Here is a 23857-nt window from a genome sequence, read left to right as displayed (position 1 = left end):
TCCGGGTTGGTTTCCATCCAGCCCCCTAGCCATGAGAAGCACCCTAGCTTCCCCCTTGCCCCCCTCCCCCCAGCCACGTGCCTGGCCCGCGCAGAACGGTAAAGCCCACTACGTGGTCAGTGGTGAGGTAGAAATAGAGGAGGGAGCAAGCATTGGGGCAGGGGTGCTGTTGCGGGCTAACCCCGGCTGCCGCATCCACATTGGGCGGAACGTTTGCATTGGCGCAGGATCTATCCTCCACGCCTGTGGGGGATCCCTAGTGGTGGAGGCGGGGGCTACTTTAGGGAGGGGGGTGCTGGTGATTGGGCAAGGCACCATCCGCGAAAATGCCTGCATTGGCGCCGAGGCTACCCTGCTCAACTGTTCCGTCCTCAGCCAGGCAGTGATCCCTCCCAGCTCGCTGCTTGGGGATCCCACCTGGGGGAGAGAGCAAGAGAGGGTTGTCTTTCCCCAGACAGAGTCTAGGGAGGCAGAGAGGGTGCAAGAGGCAGCTACCCCACCGACGGTGTCCGAGGCCCCTCCTCCTTCTCCTGAAGCAGCGGGTGGAGACAAGGCAACCCCTCGGGAGGAGGAGGCAGCTGCGCCAGGGCAAGAAGAGTTGGGGGGGCGCAAGCTCAACGGGATACCAGGCCGGGCAGAGTTGGATCGGCTGCTGGGCAAGATCTACCCTCACCGCCAAGTCCTCTCCTCGCGGCATGGAGGGTTGTGAGAGCTACACTGGCATAAAGAAGTAGAGGGCCATGTCCACTGCTCTAGGCCTCATCCAGACACGCAGCTTCCCAGTCATTGTCCGCATTGCCGACGCCATGACCAAGTCGGCAGGCGTAACTCTCATTGGCTTTGAGAAGATCTCGGGCGGCTACTGCACAGCAATCGTGCGCGGGAACATTGCCGATGTGCGCATTGCCATTGAAGAAGGGATTGAGGTAGCCCGCCAGTTTAATCAGGAGGAGATCTCCAGTCTGGTGATCCCAAGGCCCCTGCCTAACTTAGAGGCAGTGCTGCCCATCAGCAGCAAGCTGTCTCAATTGGCCCAAAGTCGGGGCTACAGCCGCCTCAGCAACCTAGCTGTGGGCCTGCTGGAGACCCGTGGCTTCCCGGCCATGGTGGGGGCTGCTGATACAATGCTGAAAACAGCGGATGTGCAGCTGGCCGCCTACGAGACAATTGGCGACGGCCTATGTACGGTCATCATTCGAGGTACAGTCTCCAATGTGGCCATTGCCATCGATGCGGGCATGTACGAGGCCGAGCGCATTGGCGAGCTCAACGCCGTGGCTGTGATCCCACGCCCCCTCGACGAGCTAGAGCAGGCGCTGCCAGTGGCCAGTTGTTTTGTTGCTCAACCGGTTACCCTGCCAGTGGCGATCCCTCAAGCTCAGGCAGAAGAGGTACAGCGCAGCGAGAGGGCGGGAGAGCGGCTCCCGGTCTATTTGGAACCGCCAGGCCCTCGCTAGAGCAACTCAAGCAGGAGAAAAAAATGCTAGGCTACTGGAAGACCTGGGTCCGTGCGGCTTAGACGCCCAAACCGTGTCAGGATCGGAAGATAGCAGCACTACGGGATGCTCTGAGCAGGCGCGTCAACCCAGGTCGCCCTTTTCCTGCACCTGGATTTTTGTTCCGCTGGCCCTGGCAGGGCACCCCCTATGGCTGAGAAGGACAACCCCCTCGCCAACTTGGCTGAGAAAGCTTTCTACTTTGGGATGGGCCTGGCTGCTTTGGTGGCTGACAATGCCCCCAAGGTGGCTGGGAGTGCTAGAGACCGCCTGCTGGAGCTGCGCAAGCAGGTGCAAGCCTTAGTGGATGAATTGGTAGAGTTGGGGGCAATGAGAGCCGAGGAGGCGCGGGCCTACATGGACGCCATTGCCGCCAATGCTAAGCGCAAGGAAGAGGGGGAGCCTGCTAGCGGCCCCCGCAAAATCACTATCGAAGATATGGGTGGAACAGAGCTAAAAGGGAGCGCTGCCATTGAGCTGTCGGAGGCAGCTCGCCTGCGTCGGCAGATTGCTGAGCTGCAGGCAGAACTGGAACGCATCAAGAAGGAGACAGGGAGAGCCTAGGCCTTGCTGGAGACAAGAAGGGCTTCCTACTCCCGTAGAAGGCAGTCCGCCACTGCAACTCTCCAGTAACGCGTCCTGGAGGACTCGAACCCCCGACATCCGGTTTTGGAGACCGACGTTCTACCAACTGAACTAAGGACGCATTAGGAAGCAGCCTTCTACCCAGCTTAGCAGGTTCGCCCCCATCTTTAAAGGGCTCCCCCTTGAAGATCTTCCTTGGCCTTGATGCGTGTGGCTTTGCCTACCCGCTTCCTCAGGTAGAACAGCTTGGCGCGGCGCACTTTACCCCGCCGGAGTACCTGAATGGACTCAATGCGCGGCGAGTGAATCGGGAAGACCCGCTCCACACCAATACCCTGGAAAACCTTGCGTACTGTGATGGTGCGGTTAAGACCGGTGTGACGCATGGCAATGACGGTGCCTTCAAAAGCTTGCACTCGCTCTTTGCCACCCTCTTGAATGCGTACCCCCACCCGCACCTGATCGCCGACGTGGATCTCGGGGAGATCCGACTTCAGGTAGTCCGCCTCCACAGAGCGGAGGATGGCCTCGGGGTTAATGCGAGCGTTCATGGCTCTCCGGCGCTCTCAGCAGTCAATCATGGTAGCAATCCTCTTGCTTTTTGTACAAGTTTCCAGGGTTCCGAAGAGCCAACCCACCTCAGAAGACTTGGCTTGCCCCCTCTCTTTTTTTCAATGGCCTAGGTAGGCTAGAAGTAAGCCCTTGGAAGAGGCGGGAGACTTCGTGGTCCTGCATCCCAATAAGCCCCAGACAGAATCCCTGCCCCCTGCCAAATCGGCAGACCAGCCCTTGGCCCAGGCCGGATCCCGTAGGAAAGGATGGCCTACTGGCTGGATTCTCCTAGGTTTGCTCCTGGCTAGCTTGGGAGGGGGTGGTATCTGGGCTCAGCGGTATCTCGAGCAGCAGAGGGTGCAGCGCCTGCAAAGGTTGACAGTGCCCGTCGAGGTAAGGGATCTAAGCCAACGGCTGCGGGTAAGCGGCCAGGTGCAGCCCATTCGCCAGGTGAATGTTAGCCCGCGGGAGGCAGGCCGCTTGGCGGAGCTGCTGGTGGATCAGGGGGATGAGGTGGTGGCAGGGCAGGTGCTGGCTCGTATGGACTACGGGGATCTAGCCAGTGGCATTCGCCAAGCCCAAGCCCGCATCCAAGAGTTGCAGGCCCGACTGGCGGAAGTGCAAGCCGGTGAGCGACCCCAGGTCATTGCGGCAGCCCAGGCCAGGGTAGAGGCGGCGCGGTCGCAGGTGGACTTGGCCCAAAAGGAGCTGGAGCGGATTCAGGCGCTAGTGCAGGAGGGAGTGGTGGCCCGCAGCGAGCTGGATCAACGGCTGGCTCGCCTGGAACAAGCGCAAGCGGACTTGCAAGCTGCCCAACAAGAGCTGGAGCGGCTGCAAGCGGGTAGCCGCCCAGAAACGCTGCAGCAGATCCAAGCCCAGATTGCGCAGGCGCAAGCCGAGCTGGCCCAGCGGCAATCTCGCCTGGCCGAGGCCGAGATCCGGGCGCCTTTTTCCGGTGTGGTGGTGCAGCGCTTTGCGGAAGTGGGATCCTTTGTAACTCCCACAACCGTAGCTCCCGAAGCCACCGCTGCTTCCTCCAGCTCCATCCTGACGCTGGCCCAGGGGATTGAAGTGCGGGCCGAGGTGCCGGAGGCGCAGATTGCCCAGGTGCGGGTGGGCCAGCCGGTGGAGATCCAATCTTTGGCCTATCCGGATCGCGTGGTGCGAGGGCAGGTGAAGCGAATTGCTCCAGCTACGGTGGTGGTGCGGGAAGTTACAGTCTTCCGGGTCTTCATCGAGCCAGAGGCAGGGGCGGACTTTTTGCGCATTGGCATGAATGTCGCGGTAGATTTTCTCGGAGAGCAGTACCCCCAAGCCCTCACCGTGCCCTCGGTGGCCATCCTGCGGGAGGGAGGCCAAGAGGGAGTAATCCTTTTGGATCCGCAAACTCAGCGGCCCATCTACCGAGCGGTAAAGACAGGCCTCACCCAGGGCGGGATCACCCAGGTGCTCTCCGGCCTCCAGGCGGGGGATCGGGTTTTTACGGCGCTGCCGCCTGGAGTAACCCTGCAGAGTTTGCTCCCGCAAGAGCGCCGTCCTGGTAAAACTGCAGGAGGCAGGCCACACCCATGAGCCTTCTGGTTGCCGCCAAAATGGCTTGGCAAATGGTGCGACGGCACCGCCTGCGCACAGGCTTGAGTATGCTGGGGATCCTCATTGGCAACGCAGCAGTGGTAGCCATTGCGGGCTTTGGCCAGGCTGCCCAAGAGCTGGCGGTGGACCAGTTTCGCGCCTTGGGCACCAATTTGCTCATCGTCTTTTCTTCCAGCTTTGGCATAGTGGATGCCAGCAACGCCCGTCCTCTCACCCTCGACGACCTGCGGGCCATTGCGGCGGAAGTGCCTGCTGTAGCGGCAGCTGTTCCCAGCCTGGTCGTCAATGTCCGAGCTGTGCGGGGCGGGGTGGACCGTCGCTACGAGGCCACAGGCACCTGGCCAGAGTATTTGTCGGTGCTCAATTTGGAGGTCGAGGAGGGCCGCTTCCTCACGCCGGCAGACATCGAGGAGCAGCGGCCGGTGGTGGTGCTGGGCAGTGAGGCCGCCCGTGAGCTGTTTGGCTTAGATCCCGCCGCCGCTATTGGGGAGACGCTGCTGCTCAACAACTTGCCCTTTGAGGTCATTGGCACTTTGCGCCCCAAGCCGACAGTGTTTGGCAACAACGATGCCCGCCTGTTTTTGCCGGTGGATGTGGTGGCCAACCGCTTTGTTGGACGGCGCTCTCCCTATGGGCTGGAGCTGACGGCCATCTTCGTCTCGGCCCGCTCTGAAGCGGATCTGCCAGCTGCCGAGTTCCAAATCCGCAACCTCCTGCGACAGCGGCACCAGCTGGTGGGGGAGGATGACTTCGTCATCCGCAACCAGAAGGTGTTGCTGGATGGGGCAGCTAGGATTTTAACCCTACTGCGGGTATTGCTAAGCGGCACAGCGGCGCTCTCGCTGCTGGTGGGTGGGGTAGGGATCATGAATGTGATGTTGATCTCGGTGGCAGAACGCACGCCTGAGATTGGCTTGCGCAAGGCAATTGGGGCCGACAGTCGGCAAATCCTGCAGCAGTTTGCAACCGAGGCTATCCTGATTGCGGTCAGCGGGGGAGTAGCCGGGATCCTCCTTAGCAGCGGCCTGCTGGTGGCAGTGCGGATATTTACCCCCTTGGCCACCACTGTCGATCCGGTGGCAGTAATTGTGTCTTTTTCCCTCTCGACGGCAACTGGACTGGTCTTTGGCATTTTCCCGGCCCGCAAAGCGGCGCAACTGGATCCCATTGAGGCCCTGCGAGCCTAAGGTCCGCCCTCTGTAGGATAATGGGAGCCCACAGGTAGATATGAGTTGCCCGCTGTTGGCTAAGGAGCTTTCCCTTGGACAAAGAGCGAGTAGAGGTAATTGTCCCGGCCACTACCGCCAACCTGGGGCCAGGATTTGATTGCATAGGTGCAGCTCTGCAGCTCTACAACCACTTCCAATTTCGCAAGCTCCCCGCTGGCCTTAGCATTCACTATCGCGGCAGCGATCATGTAAGCCAGAGCAAGGACAACTTGGTGTATCGCGCCTTCTGCCGTGCCTTCGAGCTACTGAGCAAGCCGGTGCCAGGAGTGGAAATTGAGATTACCCTCAACGTGCCCCTGGCGCGGGGTCTGGGCAGTTCTGCCACTGCCATTGTCGGCGGCCTGTTGGGAGCCAATGCCATCGGATCCCTCAACCTGGCCCCTGAGACCCTCCTCCAGTTGGCTATTGCCCTCGAAGGTCACCCCGACAACGTAGTGCCTGCCCTCCAGGGCGGCTGTCAGCTCTGTGTGCAGGGCCAGCAGGGGCAGTGGGTGTTCTGCCCGGTGGAGTGGCACGAGCGCATCGGGATTGTGGCGGCGGTGCCTAACTTCAAGGTCTCCACCCAGGCTGCCCGCGCGGTCCTGCCCAAGTCCGTCAGCTTGGCCGATGCAGTTTTTTCCAGCAGCCATCTGGGACTGCTCATCCGCAGCTTGCAGTCGGGGCGGGTGGACTGGCTAAAGGTGGCCTTGCAGGATCGGCTGCACCAACCGGCCCGCATGGAGTTAATCACTGGTTTCAAGCCGGTCCAAGCGGCAGCCCTAGCTGCAGGAGCCTACGGGGTGGTGATCAGCGGGGCTGGGCCTACCCTCTTAGCTTTCTGTGCGCCTGAGGAGCGAGAACGGGTGGGAGCGGCCATGGTTAGCGCCTGGGCCCAGCTGGATATTGAGGCGGAGGCGAAACCCCTCAGTTTGGATTGGCAGGGGGGACGGGTAGTCATCCATTCTGGAGATGGGGAGCTACCTGAGAGGTCTTGACCACAAGGCGGAACAAGCCTAAGCTTTGGTGCTCTGCACTGCTGGGGTGAGCCCAGACAGTGGAGTTGTCCGTTCGTAACAGTGGGCGTATTGCTGCCGCCAACCAAGGCAACCCACGGCAGGGAATGCTAGAAGTCATACCCCTGGAGGTAGGAGCAGCCACCATGTCGGGGGGAGCGGAGTCCGCACTCTTGCCCAGGGCCGTAGATGTTCCCCCCTGCAGGGCTAGGAGGATGTCAGCTAGCAGGGGTTGCGCTGGGGGGAGCTGCCTCTGCAGAGGGAGATCAGTTGCCATTAGGCAGTTACTCCAGCAACAAGCCGGGGGGCTAAGCTTACCAGTTGGAGGTGAGACAGTGCTATGGGTAAGATACAGGGAGGATAGAGGTAAAGCTCAAGAGAGAGAGACAAGAGAGGTGGCTGGGCCTATGACTCGGTAAGTAAGACAAAGGAAGAAAGATGGCGGGGAAGCTATTGTCTTATGTCTATTCAAACTAACTATAACTAACTGGTCCTGGAAGATTTTAGCTCGAAGCTCTCCGAAGGAAGAGTCAGGGTTTGCTGAACTTTGTGGGAAAGCGTGACATCTTATCCTAAGTTGTGACGGAGCTGAAATGTTGACTTCGTGGAGAGGGCGTTTTCTCTAGAATGGGATCGCTAGGTTGGACTGCCGAAAAAAACGGTGCCCTCCAGCAGAGAAAGGACTTCCTTCCGCTAAGACAAGTGGCTAGACTGCTCCTATGCAACCCCCCCTAACCTTAGTCTGCAAGCTAGCCCTCCCTCCGGCACAGGCGGCTGGAGCTACCTTGCGGGCTTACATGCTCTGCACCGCCAGCGCTAATTATGCTAACAGCCAGGTTGCGCGGGAGATAGTTAGCCCTGTCTGCATTCAGAACCAGGTGTACTGCTCCGGAAAGCCTGCAGCCCCCAAGCAGGAGCAGAGGAGGCGGCAGCCGCGCTCCAAGACGCAACGGCAACAAGCCAACGGTAGGACATTCTACCAGTTGTGGCAGTTTAGAGTGCTCCAAGCCGCTAAAGCAAATGCTCACAGGGCAATTAGAGCAGGTGGCGCGGTAGTACGGGTGCTGTCTGCCTACAGCTCCCAGACCTGGCGCTGGTGGAGTGGTCAGGGGGAAGAGAAGCGTTTTAGTGCTCCGCGCCGCTTGCGCGTTCGCGTTACCAGCGCGCGTCGCCTACAGGGCGTCAACCCAGCTGGTGGGTGGGACTCCAATGCAGCCAAGGTAATTGCTCTAGCGGGGGCTGCCCTTGTAAAGCAGCCCAGAGACCTGTGGTTGGCTTGCCAACTGCAGGGCTACTTAAAGCCCCTGGCTACTGCTTCGCGGAAGCAAGCTATAGCTGACTCTTTCTCTTGCCCTTTTGCAGTTTAGTCCTTACCCTAGGCAATGGACGATGCCATGACTCCTGAGATGATACGCCAATTTTGGTCTTTGGTCAGTGAGATTGGCAGACCAGATTGGCTCAATCAGCGTGACGATGACTTGGTCAATCTCCTCCTAAGTGCCTGCCAAAAAAGACATGCCCTTAGCACTGTCGATACCTCAGTTCTCAACCGCTATATCACCCTCCGCCTGCCCCTGATCCGTGAAATTGTCGTGAACTAAGTAGGGGAGGAGAATTTTCCCTGTCATGGTGGTTGCACGGATCACTTTGCTGGTCTATGGGGCGCTGCTTTTGGTAGGCGGAGCAGTCGGCTATGGGAGAGGCAAAAGCTTCAAGTCCTTGGTTGGAGGTTTGGTGGGAGCTGTCCTCAGCGGGGTTAGCTATGGACTTCTGGGGATGGATCCCCGCTGGGGGCTGGGCCTGGGCTTGGGGACGGCGGCGCTGGGATCCCTTCTTTTTGCGCTGCGCTACCGCAAAACCGGCAAATTTCTGCCCGCGGGTCTGATGTTGGGGGTGAGCTTGGTGGCTCTTCTCCTCCTAGGCTTTAGCTTCGGCTCGGTCTAGGCCGGAGACAAGCCTGCTTAGCTGTCGGTTCCAGGCTCTGGAAGAAAGTCTGGGGTTACCGCGGTGCAACTCGATAGAAGCGCGTGGTAGCTACCCACTCGGTGGCAGGGATCTCCTCAACGACAATGGCGCGGGCGATGGTGTCGCCCAGTTGGGATCCCTGTACCCGCGGGCGGGCAAAGGAGCTGCCCTGCTCAAAAGAGGCGATCTCCTGAAAGTTGAGGGGACGGGGAGAGGCCACCGCCAACACTTGGGCTTGGCCAAAGGGCGGGGCAATGGTTAGGCGGTAGCGGGCACCGGGGGGCGGGAAGGTGCGCACTTCGCCGGCCCGCAGAAACTCGTTTCCACCCGAGAAGCGGTTGGGCAAAATCAAATGGGTGCGGCCATCGGCCTGGATGCTGAAGAGGTAGACGTAGGCGTCGCGATTGGTGCTCAAGGTAATGGAAATCGGCTCGCCAGGCCGGTAGATGGGGTTAGGGCCACGCCGATCCAGCTCCAGATTTACCTGCACGTCGGAAGGTACTGGGTTGACGAGGATGGAGCGGCTGCCGGTTTCTAGGCGAGTGTCGGCCAGTTGTAGCCTTGGCAGCGGGGGGTAGAGGCCCAGCGTCTGCGGGAAAACAACGCTGGCCGGAGCCATCGACAGCCCCAAAGCCAGCGGCAGGAAGAGCAGTTTGGCGTTCATGGTTCACCCCTGATTAGCGGCTATGTTCATCCTAGGAAGGGGCAGAGTTTTGCCAGAGCAGGCTTCGCGCAATCTCAGATCCCCTGCTGAGGCAGTTTCCCCTGCCCCAGATGGCAAGCCCAGCGGGGAAAAGGCGCTGAACCGCTTCTCACCATTGGGGTGGGAAAACCGGGAGATCCTATCTGGAAAGGGCTAAGCTGCAGATCAGGGATCCCTCCTCTTTGGACTCAAACTTGCCTATGGCCAGCAACAGTTACCAAGAGGGCATTGCCGCGGTCCAGGCGGGCGATTTTCCGGCGGCCATCCAGGCGTTTCGCCGAGCAGTTGCTGAGGATCCCACGCACACCGAAGCTCGCTATAAGCTGGCCTGGGTGCTGGGTATGAGTGGCTATCTGGATCCAGCCCTGGCCGAACTGGAGGCGGTGGTGGCGGCGGATCCCAGCCATGTTGCAGCCCACTACAACCGCGGGGCACTGCTCTTGCAAAAGGCTCAACTGGAAGCAGAGGTGGATGGCCAGATCGATCTAGACGTCCTGCGGCAGGCGGAAGAGGCCTTTCAGACCGTGATGCGCTTGGATCCCAACGATCAACGGGCCTACGCCTTTCTCACTTTGGTCAAGCGGGCCATCCGCAACTATCAGTCGCCCGCGCAGCCTTCTAGCCCCAGTGGCGAGTAAACCCCCTGAGTGAGATTCCTCCCCCAGCGCCCAGGGCGGCGCTAAAAGCCCATTAGGCGGGCTACAGCAGTCAAATCGGGGGCAACCCCCGTGTGGATGGGGGCGGATCCCTGCTGGGCGGCCGTGTCGGGATCCTTGAGGCCGTTGCCGGTGAGCACGCACACTACCTGGGCGCCAACGGGCACTTGATCCCGCCATTTCAGCAATCCGGCCACTGCAGCAGCACTGGCTGGCTCGCAGAAGATCCCTTCCTCCGCTGCCAGCAGACGATAGGCAGCCAAGATCTCCTCGTCAGTTACACTGTCCACTCTGCCACCGCTGACCTGGACAGCCGCCTTGGCCTTTACCCAGCTGGCAGGGTTGCCAATGCGGATGGCCGTGGCCACCGTTTCTGGATGTTCCACCACGCGATTGAGGACAATGGGAGCGGCGCCGGCAGCCTCAAAGCCGTAGAGATGCGGGCGGCGGCTGGCCTTGCCTCGCTGGTAGTAGTGGCAAAAGCCCATCCAGTAGGCGGTGATGTTGCCGGCATTGCCCACGGGGATACAGAGCCAGTCGGGGGCATCTCCCAAAGCATCCACCACCTCGAAGGCGGCAGTTTTCTGTCCCTCCAGCCGAAAGCGGTTGACAGAATTGACCAGGGCCACCGGGTAGACTTCCGCCAGTTGCCGCACCATGGCCAGCGCTTGGTCGAAATTGCCCTGAATGGCGATGATCTCCGCCCCGTACATGAGGGTTTGGGCCAGCTTGCCCTTGGCCACATAGCCATCAGGGATCAGCACGTAGGCCCGCAGGCCTCCTTTAGCCGCATAGGCCGCGGCTGCTGCTGAGGTATTGCCGGTGCTGGCACAAACGATGGCTTCTGCCCCTGCCTCTTTGGCTTTGGACACCGCCATGGTCATGCCCCGATCCTTGAAGCTGCCGGTGGGGTTGAGGCCTTCCAACTTTAGGTATACCTGGCAGTCTCGCCCCAGCCGTCGGCTCAGGGCGGGAGAGGGGATCAAAGGGGTATTACCTTCATGCAGCGTCACTACGGGGGTGCGGGGGCTGACGGGGAGCCACTCCCGGTAGTGCTCAATGATGCCGGGCCAGAGCCCCACTTGGGCGCGGGATCCAGCCCTACGAGGGGAATGGACGGGATTTGGGGTCACCATGCTGCCGAGAGGTCGAGGCCAACGGAAGGGCGAGCTCCTTAACTTTAACTGTTTAGGGAGCGGTTGTAGCCAGCAGGAGGGAGACCCGCCTACCTCCCCCGTATCCAGGGGGAGAGTGGGCACAACAGGGCGGTGGTGCCGCCTGCCTACAGACCTGTCACTGGTGTTTGTGGCTTGGCCAGCGGGCAGGGAAGCGCTTTCGTTGCGTAGCGCTAAAGCCTGCTCCGTCCTGCTTAGCAGTCGGGCTCGGGTAGTTTACGCAACGGCTGTAGGGCTAGCGCCTGAGCCAACGCTTGCAGCTTGAGGCGGATCTCGGCCATCTCCTGGGTGGGGTTGGAATCGGCCACAATGCCGGCGCCAGCATACAGGCGGGCCCGCTCCCCCTCGATCAGAGCCGAGCGGATCCCAACCACCAACTCGCCATTGCCCTGCAAGTCCACCCAACCCAAAGGGGCGGCATAGCTGGCGCGATCGAAGGGCTCCACCTGCTCCAGCCACTGCAGCGCCGCCTGCTGCGGATAGCCTCCTACAGCGGCGGTGGGGTGGAGCTGGGCCAATAGGTCAAATAGATGCACACCAGCGGGGAGCTCTGCCTCGATTACCGTTTGCAGATGCTGGATGTTGGCCAAACGGCGCAGCCGTGGCTGAGGGGAGATGCGGGGCTCCATCCCCAGCCGGCCCAGAGCTTCCTGGATCGAGCGTACTACCCACTGGTGTTCACGCCGGTCTTTGGCGCTACGGAGCAATTGCTTGGCCAGCATCCGGTCTTGGTGGCCGTTGGCGCCGCGGGCAACGGAGCCGGCCAGCGCATCAATCTGCACCCAGCCTTGCCACACTGAGAGTAGCCGCTCTGGGCTGGCTCCCAAAAAGATTGGGGGAGGAGAATCCCTCTTGCTTTCTAAGGCAAAGGCAAAGACGCTGCAATCGGGGTGATGGGCCTCCAGATAGGCCAGCAGCGAGGGGATAGCAGGGGGAGAGGGCAAGGCCAGATCCACTGCTTCCGCCAGCACCACTTTTTCCAGAGATCCCGCCTGAATTACTTGCAGGGCTTTTTCAATTCGCGCTAAGAGGGCCTCTTCCGCCACTGCCACCTCCAGGGGTGGCTGGGGCTTCCAGGCAGGCAAGGGGGCCTCGGCAAGGCGCTGCATGCGGGCAAAAAAAGCAGCAATCTGGCTGGCCAGTGCTGCCAGGTCGCTGTCGGGGCCAATTTCCAGGTTGAGCCGCGCCACCGTCAACCCCCCCTGCACCTGCAATAGCTGCCAGCGGGGCAGAACCAGCACTGCCCCTCCACCGCTGTTGGGGGCAAAGCCAAAGCGGCAGAAGCACAAGGGACGCTCCTGCTGGCTGCGGGGGGACGCTGGGGGGGAGCCGGGGGCGCTATGGACATGGGGCTGGAGCCCTTGTACAAAGGCCCGTGCTGCCTCAAATCTCCCCTTTCCCGAAAGGTCGAGCTGCCGCAGGGATCCCCATCCCAGCACCCGCACCCGTTCCCCTTGCGTCTGGTGGGAGAGGTAGCAATAGCCGGGGAAGCGGTTGGGGGCGAGCAAGTCCAACTGCCGGGCCAGCGCTGCCAGCGGATCTAACCCTGCGATGGGTTGCCCTAGGCTGAGAATCTGGGGGATCCCTCGCGCTCGCGCCATCTCTTGGCAGGCCGCTAGCAAGTGTTCTGCCTCTCCTGGCCCGGCCGAGGCGTGAATGGGCGGCCAGGCTCTGGGCCCTTCCGGGCATCCGGACGCACCCTTCCAGGGGAAAAGAGAAGAAGTCATGCGCAAGCAAAAGAGGACGATCCCACCTTGGCCGAAAACAGGACAAGCGTCATCGCAACCGGCAGGGGAAGCTGCAGAAGGGCGTCTCAGGATAGGTAGATTAAAAGAGCAGCCGGCGGCTTAGGCTCGCCAGCGCCGGATCCCAGGCGCTTCTTTACAGATTGCAAAGTTTCTTAGCATCCTTGGGGATGGAAGCGGAAGCACCCTAACCTAGCAAATACAGAACCCAGAGAGAGCCAGATCCAACATGCTCGCACAGCCGGAGCCGTCGAAGAGAACCTGCAGAGCTCCAGAGACCAGTCAAGTCCAGCTTGCCGAGAAGGGCGCTTGGGAGGATTGCTCTCGGCGGCAGTTGTGGATGGCTGCCCTCAAGCCGCCCATGTACAGTGTGGCCATCATGCCCATCTGGGTGGGATCCGCCATCGCCTATGCCCAGGTGGGGGTGATGGATGTGGGGGTTTTGCTGGTGTTTCTGGGGGCGGCCATTTGCCTTCTGGCTTGGGTTAACATCAGCAACGATGTCTTCGATGCCCAGACAGGAGTGGACAAAAACAAGCTCCACTCGCTGGTCAACCTAACCGGCAGGCCGGAGCAGGTGTTCTGGGCTGGCAATGCCTTCCTGGCCCTGGGGTTGGCAGGGATCCTCTGGCTGAGCTGGCGGCAGGCGGATCCCACAGTGTTGCTGTTGGTACTGCTGGCCTGCGGGCTAGGCTACGCCTACCAGGGGCCGCCGCTACGCCTAGGCTACCAAGGTCTAGGAGAGATCCTCTGTTTTTTGAGCTTTGGGCCGCTGGCGGTTTTGGCTGCCCACTATAGCCAAAGTCAGACCTGGTCGCTGCCGGCCTTGGCAGCCTCGCTGGTGGTGGGAATGGCGACCAGTTTAATCTTGTTTTGCTCCCATTTCCATCAGGTGGAAGATGATCTGGCTGCCGGCAAGCGCTCGCCGGTGGTTCGCCTAGGCACCCGCCGTGCTGCCCGTCTCATCCCCTGGATCTGCGGCAGTATCTTTGGCTTGCTGCTGCTGTTTGTGGGGCTAGGAACTTTCCCCGCTTGGACACTGCTGGGTTTTGCCGGGATCCCCTTTGCAGTACGGCTTTCCCGCCTGCTGGGCACCTATTACGATCAGCCGCAGCGGATTAGTCATTCCAAGTTCATTGCGGTTGGCCTCCACTTTTGGCTAGGGCTGTTTCTGGGGTTGGGCTTTATCCTCAGCCGCTTAGGTTAAGGGGAAGAGGGGGTTGTGATCTGGATCCTCCTGCTGCTGGCAAACTGCGCTAAGCTACAGCCTAGCTGCCGGGTTGATGAGTTGGCTCCACTGCCCAGAGTGAGCTAGGGATCGAGCTGGAGAAGCAGCAAGGGAGAGGATGCAGCAATTTTTCCATTCCAATCTGGGGGTGGCGCTCTTGGGGAGCGGGCTCTTGGCGGCTTTGGTTGCCTGGGCCTTGGCGATTGAGATTGAAGAAGTAAAAGTGAAGCCTTCTTCCCCAGATCAGCCCCATTCGGTCAGCCGCAAGGTGGACATCATCGGACAGCAGGGGGGGCGCCGTCGTTGGCGACTCGTTGCCGAACAGGTGAAGCTGGCTGCTGGGCAGCAGGTGTTCGAGCAGGGAGCGCAGGGCTACTTCTATGGAGACAAGGTTGAGCGCGGGGAAGGGGTGCCGGAGCCATTTTTTGCTAGCAACGAGCAGATGACCTGGCGGGCCAAGCGGGCCCGCTACGACGCCACCGCCGACGAGCTGCACCTGGAGGAGGGGGTAGAGGTTAGAAGCAGCGATGGCAGCTTGCTCCTGACCAGCGCCTTGAGGATTACCCCTGCAGAGCGCATAGAAGTGCCAGCGCCGTTTACTGTCAAAGGGCAGGAAATGGTGCTGCAAGGCCGCTCCGGCTCGTTTAACTTCCAATTTGCCCTCCTCAGGGCCGAGCAGGGCAAGCTCGTTGTCTTGTCTGCGGATGGCCCGGGCGGTACCACCTCCACCACCATTACCGCTGACCAGATCACCTACAACCGCACCCAACAGGTGGCCGAGGGGAAAGGCAACCTGCGCATCCGCGAAGGCAGCCTCGAGATTCGCGCTCCCCAGGGTACCTACCTGCGCCAGCAGGCCCAGAGCATTCTCTCCGGCGGCGTGGTGTTGCAGGAGGTAGCCAGCGACACCAGCCGGGATCCCCTCTTGGCCGACCTGCGCTTGGCCCAGGTTGGTCCTCAGGCCACTCCAAGCCCCCAGGACCAGGAAGTCACCATCATTGCCGACCGTCTCACCTACGACCGCAACACGCAAATTGCCCGCGGGGAGGGCAACCTGGAAATTCAACAAGGGGAAACCACCATCCAGGCAGCTCAGGGCACCTACCGCCGCCGCGAATCCCAAAGCCTGCTGACGGGGGGAGTGACCCTGCGCGAGCCTGGGCGGGTGCTCACGGCCGCTCGCTTAGAGGGCAACCACCGCGACAAGATCTTCGTCTTTGAGGAAAATGTTCTCTACCAGCAGAGGGCCACCTCCCCAGCGGCTGCCGGAGGCGGATCCCTGCTAGAGGAGCTGCGCCAGGCTGAAACGGAGGTGCGGGCCGCCCGCCTGGTTTACAACTCCCGCACGGGCACCTCGGAGTTCAGTGGGTCCGTCGAGTTTATCCAGCGGGGGCGTAAAGCCAAAGCCAACCGGGCCACCATCACCCCTGACAAGGTAGAGCTGTGGGGAGAGGTGGTGATCGAGCAGATCGAGGGAGACTGGCTGGCGCAGCGCCTACAAAACCCCGAGACCCAGGCCGATGTTGATCAACCGACGGTGATCTATGCCGATCGGGTGGAGATCGACCAGGCCAGCGGCGATGCCCGCTTCTTCGGTAATGTGGTAATCGTCCAGGCTAACCGCGCTATTGAGGGAGATCGGGCCGACTACTCCGACCAAGGGCAAATTTTCAAGATCACCGCCGATCAGGCTCCCGTCCTCCTCTGCGATCGCGGCGAGCTCACTCCCGTTCCCCCCAAAACCAGTGAGGGTCTGCCCGGTCGCGATGCTCTGGATCAGATGTGCCGGGGCGCCAACCGCCTCAGCGGCAGGCTGGTCACCCTGAACTTGGAGCGGGATGAGTACACCGTCGAGGGGGACGAGCAGCAGCAGGGGATGGTTCAATTTCGCCTCACCGACGCCCTCTGAAGGGATCCAACCCTTGCCTGCCACTCGTCTGGGGCCGGCTAAGTTGCACGCCAGTCTGAGGGAATAAAGGCACATGCCCACCCAATTGACCAAAGGGAAACGGCACCAAGGCGCTGCTGGTAGGGGGAGCTTGTGGGGATCCCTAAAATTTGGGGGCTTTTTTTTGGAGTTTTATCTTTTTAAGGAGATGATTCGCCCCTTCTTTTTGGGGGTGGCAGGGGGCACGGTGATGATGCTGGGCAACCAGCTTTTTATCTACGCCGATTTACTGGTGAAAAAAGGGGCTCCTCCCCTCACGATTTTGCACATTCTCCTTCTCAATCTGCCCGCTGTTTTGGTAGTTACCTTTCCCATTGCCGGCCTCTTTGCCACCCTGCTCACCCTGGGCAGGATGGGGGCCGACAGCGAGATCACCGCCCTGCGGGCTGCCGGGATCCCCTATCGCAAAGTGTTGCTTCCCGTACTCTGCATTGGTCTTCTCATTAGTGGCTTAGCGCTCTTTACTAATGAGGTGATTGTGCCCCAGACTAACCAAAAAGTGAAGACTCTCAACACCAACCTTGTCCTGGCTCAGGATGCCCTTCCCTTTAGCCCAGGAGAGGTTGTCCGAGTAGACAGCGATCTCTGGTTTCATGTTGGATCAATTGACCCCAAGACTGGCTTGATGCAGGATTTGTTGATTTTGGATCGCAAGGCTGAGACTGGCCACCTGCGCTACCCGCAAGTGATCTCGGCCCAAAGGGCGCAGCAGGTGGGCCAAGCGTGGCACCTGCAAGGGGTGGTGATCCGTCGCTATGACGAGCAGGGGCGCACCTACTACGAAGGCCAGGTGGCGGAGATGGAGCTCAACATTGTTAACCAGCTGGTGGGCTTGGTCTATGCCGAAAAGGTGCCCCAGGAGCAGCGGGCAGCGGAGCTGTGGGAGCAGTGCCAGCGCTACCGTCAGGAACAGCGCCCTCCTGCCGATGTGGCCCGCTGTCTAACGGACTACCACCTCAAGTTTGCCATCCCCCTGGCCAGCTTTTTTGCCATCTTGGTAGCCGCTCCCCTGGGCCTGCAAACGGTGCGGCAGACAGGTCGCTACGGCAGCGTGGCGCTAGCGATTGTTCTGGTGTTTATTTACTATGTACTGATGAGCCTGGGACGAGCCATGGGTCGAGTTGGGCATATCGATCCCTGGCTGGCTGCCTGGTTGCCCAATATGATTTTCGGCGGGGCGGGCTTCTCTCTCCTGTGGCGGTTTTTACGGTGAGATCCGGCATCTTCTTGCCTAGCTTCAGCCCTTGGGCCAAGTGGTTGGCCCTTTGCTGGGGCAGCTCCCTGTGGGTGGGAATGGGGAGGGCGGTCTTTGCCCAGCCGGATCCCCTGCCCACCAAGATGGAGGGCTACCAGCACTTTTGGGCAGCGCAAGCGTCGGCCCAGCGGTTACAACCGGCTCACCGAGCTTCCAGCCCAGAATCGGTTGCTCCCCCTGGTGATCCCATCACCCTAGCCGAGGCCCAATCCTTCCTGAGCGCGCCTGCGTTGCCTCTGGGTGCAGCAGCGGCCTCCTCCAGCTCTTGGAAGACACCTGCTGTCTCCTCGGGATCCCCTCCCGAAAAGGTGCTCACGCCGGAAGAGCGGAATCGGCAGCGGCTGCAACGGCTCTTGGCCGAGGGGGCAGCGGCCCACGCCCGGCGACAGGCACAACAGGCCCAGGCAACGCCGTCTTCCCGGCCCGCTTCAGCGGCGATGCCCCCTGCAACTGTTCCGACTCTGGACTCCCTCGGCTCTCCCCGTTCCCAAGCTGCTGCCCTGCGGATGGAAGAAGAACGCCGCCTGCGTCCCACCGAGGCTAGGCGCGGCCTAGGATCCACTGGCGAGAGCTTAGCTACTGCTCATCCGGTTACCCCTCGAGGGCAAGAGGGGCTTGGTTCGGAAGAGGCGGCGCAGCAAATCCCGACCTTGCTCTCGCAAGCCGGCGGGAGCTGGAATTTGGGCGGCGCCCCTTCCCCTGCACCTGCTTCCACCGGCACTCAGATGGCAGCTCAAAGCGGAACTGAGTCATTCACCCCCACTGCCGGATCTCTACTGGCTCCCCAGTTGTTGGAGCGGTTCCCCCTGTTGCGGGATCTGGGCGCTTCTGCCGCCGGCCCAGAAGCCGCTCCGCCTGCCAGCCAGGGATCCCAGATTCGCCAGCAACTGGCGGCCACCGCCACCAGCCAACGGCAGATCCCCCTCGACCCGGATCAGATCAACGTCAGTGGGGATGTGCTCCGCTACATCGCTGAACAAGACCTGGGCATTGCTGAGGGAAACGCCCAGATCCAGTTAGCCGACGGCACCCGCATCACTGGCGAGCGGCTGTTGTTTTACCGGCGGGAACGGCGTCTGCGCAGCGAGGGCCCTTTTCGCATGGAGTGGCCCCCCGGACCCCAGGGGCGCGGGATCCGGCAAATCGAGGGGCGCAACCTGGACTTGGATATCCCCGGTCGCAGCGCTCAATTTGAAAACTCGCTGGTGATCCTGCCGGGGGAGGAGCCGGGTACCAAGGTTTTTGTGCGCAGCCAAGAGACCACCGCCCTGCTGGGAGAGCGGATCTTCTTCAAGAAGGCTACCATCACCACTTCGCCCGAGCCGCCCATTACCTACTACGTGCAAGGGGATCGGGTGGAGGTGTTTCCTGACGATCGGGTTATCGTTTACGACGCCCGCGTCTTTGCCGGCGGCGAACTCAGCGAAGAGGGCGATCTGCGGGCGGGGCTGCAGATTGCCTACTTGCCCCTCTTTGTCTACAGCCTGCGGGATCACCAATGGGTGCTGCCGGGGCGCAGTGAGGCGGAAGGGGTGTTTGTCAAATCCAGTTGGGCCTACCGCTTCGACGAGTACAACTTCGGCGGCCTGCGGCTGGATCTCCTGCAGAAGAAAGGCCTGGGCATCGGCTTTCTACACGACTACATTCTCCCCATCCCCGACAGCGTCAACTACGGGCGAGCCCAGTTTTACTTGGTAACCGAAGCTGACCAGCAGCGTTTTTCCAGCCGTTTCCGCCTCGACCACAACTTTGACTTCTACGCTGCCAACCTCCTCGGCCAAGCAGGCCAACTGCGGGGCCAGCTCAACCTCAACCTAGACAACACCTACCGTCCTGCTGGCGGGCGCAACGACAATGCCGACCTCCGCCTCAACGCCACCTTTCAGGGGGATCTCTCCACCACCACCCTCAACATCAACCGCAGCGGCTCCCAGGAAAACGGCACCTATAGCTTTCCCCTCACCCTCAGCCACACCCAGCGCTACGGGGGCGTGCCTTGGCTGCAGTCGGATCTGCGCTTGGACTACAACCAGCGGGTGAGTGTCAAAGATGGGCCAGATTTTGCCGACGCACGGCTGACCCTGGGTGCCCAACTCACCCCACCCGGCTGGGGCGGCACCTACCGCCTGACCTACCGCAGCTACAGCAGTTCCAATGGCGACACCGAGCCGCGCCGCAATTTTGAGCTGGCCTTTAGCGCCGATCCCCTTCGCCTTACGCCCGATATCTTCCTTAACAGTGCTTTCACCTTCACTCAGGAGCAACAGCCGGCTCAGGCGGGGGGATCCCAGCTCCACTTCTTCAATCGCTACGAGCTGCGCTCCAGCCTTCAGTTCACTGACGTACAACCGGCTCCCTGGATAACCTTTGCGCCCGGCTCTATCGATTACACCCAAGTCCTCTACTCCACTCCCGACCAGGAATCCAGCCTCAGCTTCAACCCCCGCCTCAGCCTCAAGCCCGCCGACTGGAGCACCATTGACCTGCGGTATAGCCGCACCTTCTACGGCAACAATTCTGCCCCTTTTCAAACCCTTTCTGTCAGCCCCAAGGATGTGGATCGCCTCAATGCCAGCATTAGCTTCTTCACCCCCCGCAACTTCTTGCTCAACGTGCCCCCTGGCTACCTTGCCTTTGAAGATGACTTGCCGGGGGAGCTGCCCATAGCCCTGACTTTCCCCGACGACACGCCGGAGGATTTGGAAGCGATTGCCTCCCGCAACTTGCAGGAGCTGCAGGCGGAAGTAAAAAACCTGCTGCGCCTGGACACCAGCCTGGGCTATGACTTTGTCGCTCAAAAGTGGGATACCCTCAACGCCAACTTTACTTGGAACACCACCCCTGAGCTGTTCAATATCCAGGTGCAAACGTCCTACGACCTCAACAAAGGGCAGTTGCAGCCAATTCGTCTAGAATACCGGGGGCGCAGCAGTACCACCTTCAACCGAGAGCAACGCTCGGGTCTAGACAGCTATGAGCCAGGGATCAGCTACGCGCTGCAGGCAGTTTACGATCCGCAGCTAGGCCAGTTCTCTACCTATGGCCTGGAGTTGGATGCGACCCTTGGCACGCAGTGGCAAAACCACTGGCGGCTCCGCCTGGGCCTAACGGAGGCAGGGATCCGCCGCATTGAGGTGCGCCGCGACCTGCGGGATCTCGAGCTGCGCTTGGCCTACGATCCCGTGGCGGCGTCGCTGCGCCTAGAAGGAATCCTGGTGGCCTTTCCCAGCCGCCCCCTCGGCCTAACCCAGGAGCGGGGAGAGTTGCAACTGACCTCGCCACTGGGCGCCTTCAGTCTAGATAGCCTGGGGCAGTGAGCCAGGCAGGTTACGGGGGTTGACGGAAGCAGCAGGGAATTGGCTTCGGCTACACTGGAGGGCCGACGGCTCTTTTTCCTCAGCAGCTCCTATGGCCAGGATCAACGACCATTTCCTCAAGCTCAAGGCTGGCTATCTCTTTCCCGAGATTGCCCGGCGGGTACAGGCCTTTGCCGCCGCCCATCCCGAAGCTCAGATCATCAAGATGGGCATTGGCGATGTTACCGAGCCGCTGCCGGAAGCCTGCCGGACAGCCATGATCCGGGCTGTGGAGGAGATGGGGGATCGGGCTACCTTCCGCGGCTACGGCCCAGAACAGGGCTACGAGTGGCTGCGCCAAGCCATTGCCCAGCACGACTTTCAGGCCCGTGGCTGCGACATCGACGCTTCTGAGATCTTTATTTCCGACGGCTCCAAGTGCGACTGCGCCAACATCCTCGATATTCTCGGCCACGACAACACCATTGCCATTACGGATCCCGTCTATCCGGTTTACGTGGACACCAACGTGATGGCCGGCCACACGGGGCCGGCCAACGAGCGGGGTGAGTACGAGGGTCTGGTCTATCTGCCGCTGACTGCAGAAAACCACTTTACTGCCAGCCTGCCCGAGCAAAAAGTTGATGTCATCTACCTCTGCTTTCCCAACAACCCCACCGGCGCGGTAGCAACCCGGGAGCATCTGCAGGCCTGGGTGGACTATGCCCGCGCCCACAACTCCCTCATTCTCTTTGATGCCGCCTACGAGGCCTACATTACGGAGCCTGGGATCCCCCACTCCATCTACGAGATCCCAGGGGCAAGGGAATGCGCCATTGAGTTCCGCTCCTTTTCCAAGACAGCCGGCTTTACTGGCACCCGCTGCGCCTTTACAGTGGTGCCCAAGTCGCTGCGGGGCCAGGCTGCCGATGGCTCCTGGGTGGATCTCTGGAGCCTGTGGTATCGCCGCCAGTCCACCAAGTTCAACGGCGTGGCTTACATTGTGCAGCGGGGGGCCGAGGCCGTCTATTCCGAGGCAGGGCAAGCCCAGGTGCGGGCTCGGGTGCAGTTTTACCTGGAGAATGCCCGCATCATTCGTGAGCAGCTTGCCAAAGCCGGCATCCAGGCCTACGGCGGCGTCAACGCTCCCTATGTCTGGGTAAAGGCTCCGGAGGGACTGAGCAGTTGGGAGTTTTTCGACAAGCTCCTGCACACCTGCCATGTGGTGGGAACTCCCGGCTCTGGCTTTGGCAGCGCTGGCGAGGGCTATCTGCGCCTGTCGGCTTTTAACAGCCGCGCCAACGTAGAAGAAGCCATGCGCCGCATTGTTCGCGTGTTCGGCAGCTAAGCAGCCGGGGCCATAGCCTGGGAGCAGTTGCCAAGGCCTAGAGTCTGCTGCGCACCCATCCTGGCCAAGCTGGGTGGGGGGAGATCCCAGTTGGGGTGGTGGAAGGGATCCCTTCTGTGGGATGCTACAGACAGAAACAGGCTAGGGGAGGAACCAGGCCTTGCGGGTGGGGATCATCGGCACTGGCTACGCCGCTCGCTCACGGGCAGAAGCCTTGCGCAAAGATGGACAGGTGCAGATTGTGGCAGTTGCTGGCCGAACGCCCGAGCGGAGTGCTGCTTTTGCCGCTGAGTTGGGGGCTGCTGCCTATTCCGACTGGTCTTCCCTGTTTTGCGAGCAGCAGCTGGATCTGGTGTTTGTTAGCACCATCAATCGGGATCACGCGGCCATTGCCCGTGCCGCTCTGGAGGCCGGGATCCACACTGTTGTGGAATATCCCCTCGCCCTCAGCGTTGCCGAAGCTCGCTCGCTGGTGCAATTGGCAGCGGAGCGGCAGCTGCTGCTGCACGTGGAGCACATTGAGCTCCTCAGCGGCGTTCACCAGCTGCTGAGACGGGAGCTGCCAGGGCTGGGCAAGTTGTTTGCCGTTCGCTACCTTACTCTTACTGCCGCCCACCCCGCCCCCGACCGCTGGACTTATCGGCCCGAGCTGTTTGGCTTCCCCCTCATGGGGGCTGTCTCCCGCATCCACCGCCTGGTGGACTTGTTGGGAAAGGTCGAGCGGGTGAGCTGCCAGCTGCGCTATGAGGGCCCAGACTTGCCCCACCGCTACAACAGTTGCTACTGCACCGCCCAACTGAGTTTTGCCAATGGGCTACTGGCCGTGCTGACCTATGGCAAAGGGGATTCCCTGTGGTGTTCCCAGCGCCTGTTGGAGTTCCATGGCCAGCGGGGCGGCTTGCTGATCAACGGCGAAGAGGCAATGCTGTTGCGCCCCGGCAGCGCCCACCCCTTGGAGACCGGATCCCGCCACAGCTTGTTTGAGCAAGATACCCGCCTGGTGCTGGCTCACCTGCGCTGCGGCAGTCCTCTCTACGTGGATACTGAGAAAATGCTCCACGCCCTGGCTGTGGCCGAGGCCGCCGAGCACTCTGCCCAGGCTCAGCAGGTTGTCCGCGTCCAGGATTAGATCCCAGGGAGGTTGCTGGCAGCAGGCAGGGTTACGGCCCCCTTTTCTGGCAGATGTTGCCACCTAGAGTGCCTGTGTGCGCCAGTGGAAAGTGCCGCTCCAACAGAGCCGGGATCTCTTGCGAAGAAACGCCGCTGTAGCGAGCCTTGTCGGGCAGGAACACCACGTTCGGCCCCCGCTTGCAGTTCTTCAGGCAGCCCACCCCCTGCACGCGGATGCCCTCATAGACTGCTAGGTAAGTCTGCAGAGCCTGCATCACCTCCAGCGCCCCCCGCCGACAGCAGTCGGACTTCTGGCAGACCAAGACGACCCCTTGCCTCTTTTCCTTTGATTCTGGAGCAGCTTTTGGGGGAGATATGGCTGGGATCCGAACCACACGGTAGAGCACCCATTTCTCTCGCCCCTTCAGCAAATTCACTTCCCGCTCCCCCGCAATCTGCACCCTATCCCCCGGCTTGAGGCTGCGGTAGAGCTCAGAGCGCAGCGGCTTGGGGATCTTGCCGGCAAACACTTCCGAGCCGACCTGCCAGCGCAGGTACTTGAGCTGGCCATCCTTATCAGGAAGAAATCCCAAAAAATAGCCCTCCGCCTCAAAGGGGATCCTTTGCTTAGCCAACTTGCCCACCTTCTCCCCGACCCTCCCTGCTCAAGCGCCAACAAGCTTCCAGCTCTTCCAGCAACTCTTGCCGCCGCGCCATATGCTGCCGGATAACACTGCGCACCTGCAACAGGGCCAGAGGCGTGTCCACCTGCACCTGCAAATGGCCCTCTTTCGTACAAACCGCCGGGATCCCCAACTCCACCAGCCGCCGCCCAATGCGCCAGCGTTCCCCTAAGGGGATCTGCAAACAATAGCCGCCCTCAAAAGATACAGGGCTCATGGCTAGGAGCAAAACCTCGGCAAATCAATCTAAACCCAATCGAGCAGTAATGATATAAATTTTCAACAAATGCTTACAAAA

The 23857-nt window shown here is 60.9% G+C and carries 21 protein-coding genes, 1 tRNA gene and 1 other RNA gene; 16 read left to right on the top strand and 7 right to left on the bottom strand.

Annotated features, from left to right (window positions below):
* Positions 1 to 31: 31 nt before the first annotated feature.
* From NW830_RS03330 to NW830_RS03315, 4 genes are all read left to right on the top strand, one after another.
* On the top strand, positions 32 to 709 hold the full coding sequence (locus NW830_RS03330) for a hypothetical protein (protein WP_414361194.1): 678 nt from the start codon (positions 32 to 34) through the stop codon (positions 707 to 709).
* 31 nt (positions 710 to 740) lie between these two features.
* Complete coding sequence (locus NW830_RS03325) at positions 741 to 1457, top strand: carbon dioxide-concentrating mechanism protein CcmK (RefSeq protein WP_414361195.1); 717 nt, start codon at positions 741 to 743, stop codon at positions 1455 to 1457.
* 40 nt (positions 1458 to 1497) lie between these two features.
* An RNA gene (ffs, locus tag NW830_RS03320) (signal recognition particle sRNA small type) lies at positions 1498 to 1595 on the top strand.
* 51 nt (positions 1596 to 1646) lie between these two features.
* On the top strand, positions 1647 to 2060 hold the full coding sequence (locus NW830_RS03315; RefSeq protein ID WP_414361197.1) for a hypothetical protein: 414 nt from the start codon (positions 1647 to 1649) through the stop codon (positions 2058 to 2060).
* A 69-nt stretch (positions 2061 to 2129) separates the two neighbouring features.
* Here NW830_RS03315 and NW830_RS03310 read toward each other — a convergent pair.
* Both NW830_RS03310 and rplS read right to left on the bottom strand, forming a co-directional pair.
* Positions 2130 to 2202 (bottom strand) — tRNA-Trp (locus NW830_RS03310).
* Positions 2203 to 2248: 46 nt separating this feature from the next.
* Entirely contained in the window at positions 2249 to 2632 is a 384-nt protein-coding gene (rplS, locus tag NW830_RS03305; RefSeq protein ID WP_414361199.1) for a 50S ribosomal protein L19, read from the bottom strand.
* Between the two features lie 172 nt (positions 2633 to 2804).
* Here rplS and NW830_RS03300 point away from each other — a divergent pair, with 172 nt between their 5' ends.
* The 5 genes from NW830_RS03300 to NW830_RS03280 all read left to right on the top strand — a co-directional run bounded on the left by NW830_RS03300 (position 2805) and on the right by NW830_RS03280 (position 8391).
* The gene (locus tag NW830_RS03300) at positions 2805 to 4205 is read left to right on the top strand and encodes an efflux RND transporter periplasmic adaptor subunit (RefSeq protein WP_414361201.1); all 1401 of its coding nucleotides are present in this window, start codon (positions 2805 to 2807) and stop codon (positions 4203 to 4205) included.
* On the top strand, positions 4202 to 5413 hold the full coding sequence (locus NW830_RS03295; protein ID WP_414361203.1) for an ABC transporter permease: 1212 nt from the start codon (positions 4202 to 4204) through the stop codon (positions 5411 to 5413). The genes NW830_RS03300 and NW830_RS03295 overlap by 4 nt, the downstream gene beginning before the upstream one ends.
* A gap of 74 nt (positions 5414 to 5487) precedes the next feature.
* Positions 5488 to 6429 (top strand): homoserine kinase, encoded by a 942-nt coding sequence (gene thrB, locus NW830_RS03290; protein ID WP_414361204.1) that lies wholly within the window; start codon positions 5488 to 5490, stop codon positions 6427 to 6429.
* A 1412-nt stretch (positions 6430 to 7841) separates the two neighbouring features.
* Positions 7842 to 8048, top strand: coding sequence for a hypothetical protein (locus NW830_RS03285; protein ID WP_414361206.1), 207 nt, complete (start codon positions 7842 to 7844; stop codon positions 8046 to 8048).
* 25 nt (positions 8049 to 8073) lie between these two features.
* The gene (locus NW830_RS03280) at positions 8074 to 8391 is read left to right on the top strand and encodes a TMEM14 family protein (protein WP_414361208.1); all 318 of its coding nucleotides are present in this window, start codon (positions 8074 to 8076) and stop codon (positions 8389 to 8391) included.
* A 55-nt stretch (positions 8392 to 8446) separates the two neighbouring features.
* Here the strand turns inward: NW830_RS03280 and NW830_RS03275 are convergent, their stop codons facing one another.
* Positions 8447 to 9076 (bottom strand): DUF4384 domain-containing protein, encoded by a 630-nt coding sequence (locus NW830_RS03275; RefSeq protein ID WP_414361210.1) that lies wholly within the window; start codon positions 9074 to 9076, stop codon positions 8447 to 8449.
* 239 nt (positions 9077 to 9315) lie between these two features.
* Between NW830_RS03275 and NW830_RS03270 the strand changes: the two genes are divergently transcribed.
* Complete coding sequence (locus NW830_RS03270) at positions 9316 to 9753, top strand: tetratricopeptide repeat protein (RefSeq protein ID WP_414361211.1); 438 nt, start codon at positions 9316 to 9318, stop codon at positions 9751 to 9753.
* Positions 9754 to 9794: 41 nt separating this feature from the next.
* On the opposite strand, the gene thrC is transcribed toward NW830_RS03270, so the two are convergent.
* Together thrC and NW830_RS03260 are read right to left on the bottom strand one after the other, a co-directional pair.
* Entirely contained in the window at positions 9795 to 10907 is a 1113-nt protein-coding gene (gene thrC / locus NW830_RS03265) for a threonine synthase (protein ID WP_414361213.1), read from the bottom strand.
* 233 nt (positions 10908 to 11140) lie between these two features.
* The gene (locus tag NW830_RS03260; protein ID WP_414361215.1) at positions 11141 to 12547 is read right to left on the bottom strand and encodes an isochorismate synthase; all 1407 of its coding nucleotides are present in this window, start codon (positions 12545 to 12547) and stop codon (positions 11141 to 11143) included.
* A 484-nt stretch (positions 12548 to 13031) separates the two neighbouring features.
* Here NW830_RS03260 and menA point away from each other — a divergent pair, with 484 nt between their 5' ends.
* The 6 genes from menA to NW830_RS03230 all read left to right on the top strand — a co-directional run bounded on the left by menA (position 13032) and on the right by NW830_RS03230 (position 22895).
* A complete protein-coding gene (gene menA, locus NW830_RS03255; protein ID WP_414361217.1) occupies positions 13032 to 13898 on the top strand; it encodes a 2-carboxy-1,4-naphthoquinone phytyltransferase in 867 nt (288 codons plus the stop codon).
* 139 nt (positions 13899 to 14037) lie between these two features.
* A complete protein-coding gene (locus NW830_RS03250) occupies positions 14038 to 15828 on the top strand; it encodes an LptA/OstA family protein (protein ID WP_414404559.1) in 1791 nt (596 codons plus the stop codon).
* 163 nt (positions 15829 to 15991) lie between these two features.
* Positions 15992 to 17080: an LptF/LptG family permease gene (locus NW830_RS03245; protein WP_414361220.1), complete on the top strand. Its 1089-nt coding sequence runs from the start codon at positions 15992 to 15994 to the stop codon at positions 17078 to 17080.
* Between the two features lie 80 nt (positions 17081 to 17160).
* Complete coding sequence (locus NW830_RS03240; RefSeq protein WP_414404558.1) at positions 17161 to 20439, top strand: hypothetical protein; 3279 nt, start codon at positions 17161 to 17163, stop codon at positions 20437 to 20439.
* 91 nt (positions 20440 to 20530) lie between these two features.
* Complete coding sequence (locus NW830_RS03235) at positions 20531 to 21766, top strand: LL-diaminopimelate aminotransferase (protein WP_414404557.1); 1236 nt, start codon at positions 20531 to 20533, stop codon at positions 21764 to 21766.
* Positions 21767 to 21932: 166 nt separating this feature from the next.
* Positions 21933 to 22895, top strand: coding sequence for a Gfo/Idh/MocA family protein (locus tag NW830_RS03230; RefSeq protein ID WP_414362906.1), 963 nt, complete (start codon positions 21933 to 21935; stop codon positions 22893 to 22895).
* Between the two features lie 31 nt (positions 22896 to 22926).
* On the opposite strand, the gene NW830_RS03225 is transcribed toward NW830_RS03230, so the two are convergent.
* Positions 22927 to 23520, bottom strand: coding sequence for a (2Fe-2S) ferredoxin domain-containing protein (locus NW830_RS03225; protein ID WP_414362898.1), 594 nt, complete (start codon positions 23518 to 23520; stop codon positions 22927 to 22929).
* Positions 23504 to 23776 carry an Asr1405/Asl0597 family protein gene (locus NW830_RS03220; protein WP_414362897.1) on the bottom strand — a complete coding sequence of 91 codons (273 nt, stop codon included), beginning with the start codon at positions 23774 to 23776 and terminating at the stop codon, positions 23504 to 23506. The genes NW830_RS03225 and NW830_RS03220 overlap by 17 nt, the downstream gene beginning before the upstream one ends.
* Positions 23777 to 23857 lie beyond the last annotated feature (81 nt).

Source organism: Synechococcus sp. OH30 (assembly GCF_047462175.1).
Classification (GTDB): domain Bacteria; phylum Cyanobacteriota; class Cyanobacteriia; order Thermostichales; family Thermostichaceae; genus Thermostichus.
This window is presented reverse-complemented; position numbering and strand designations above follow the sequence as displayed.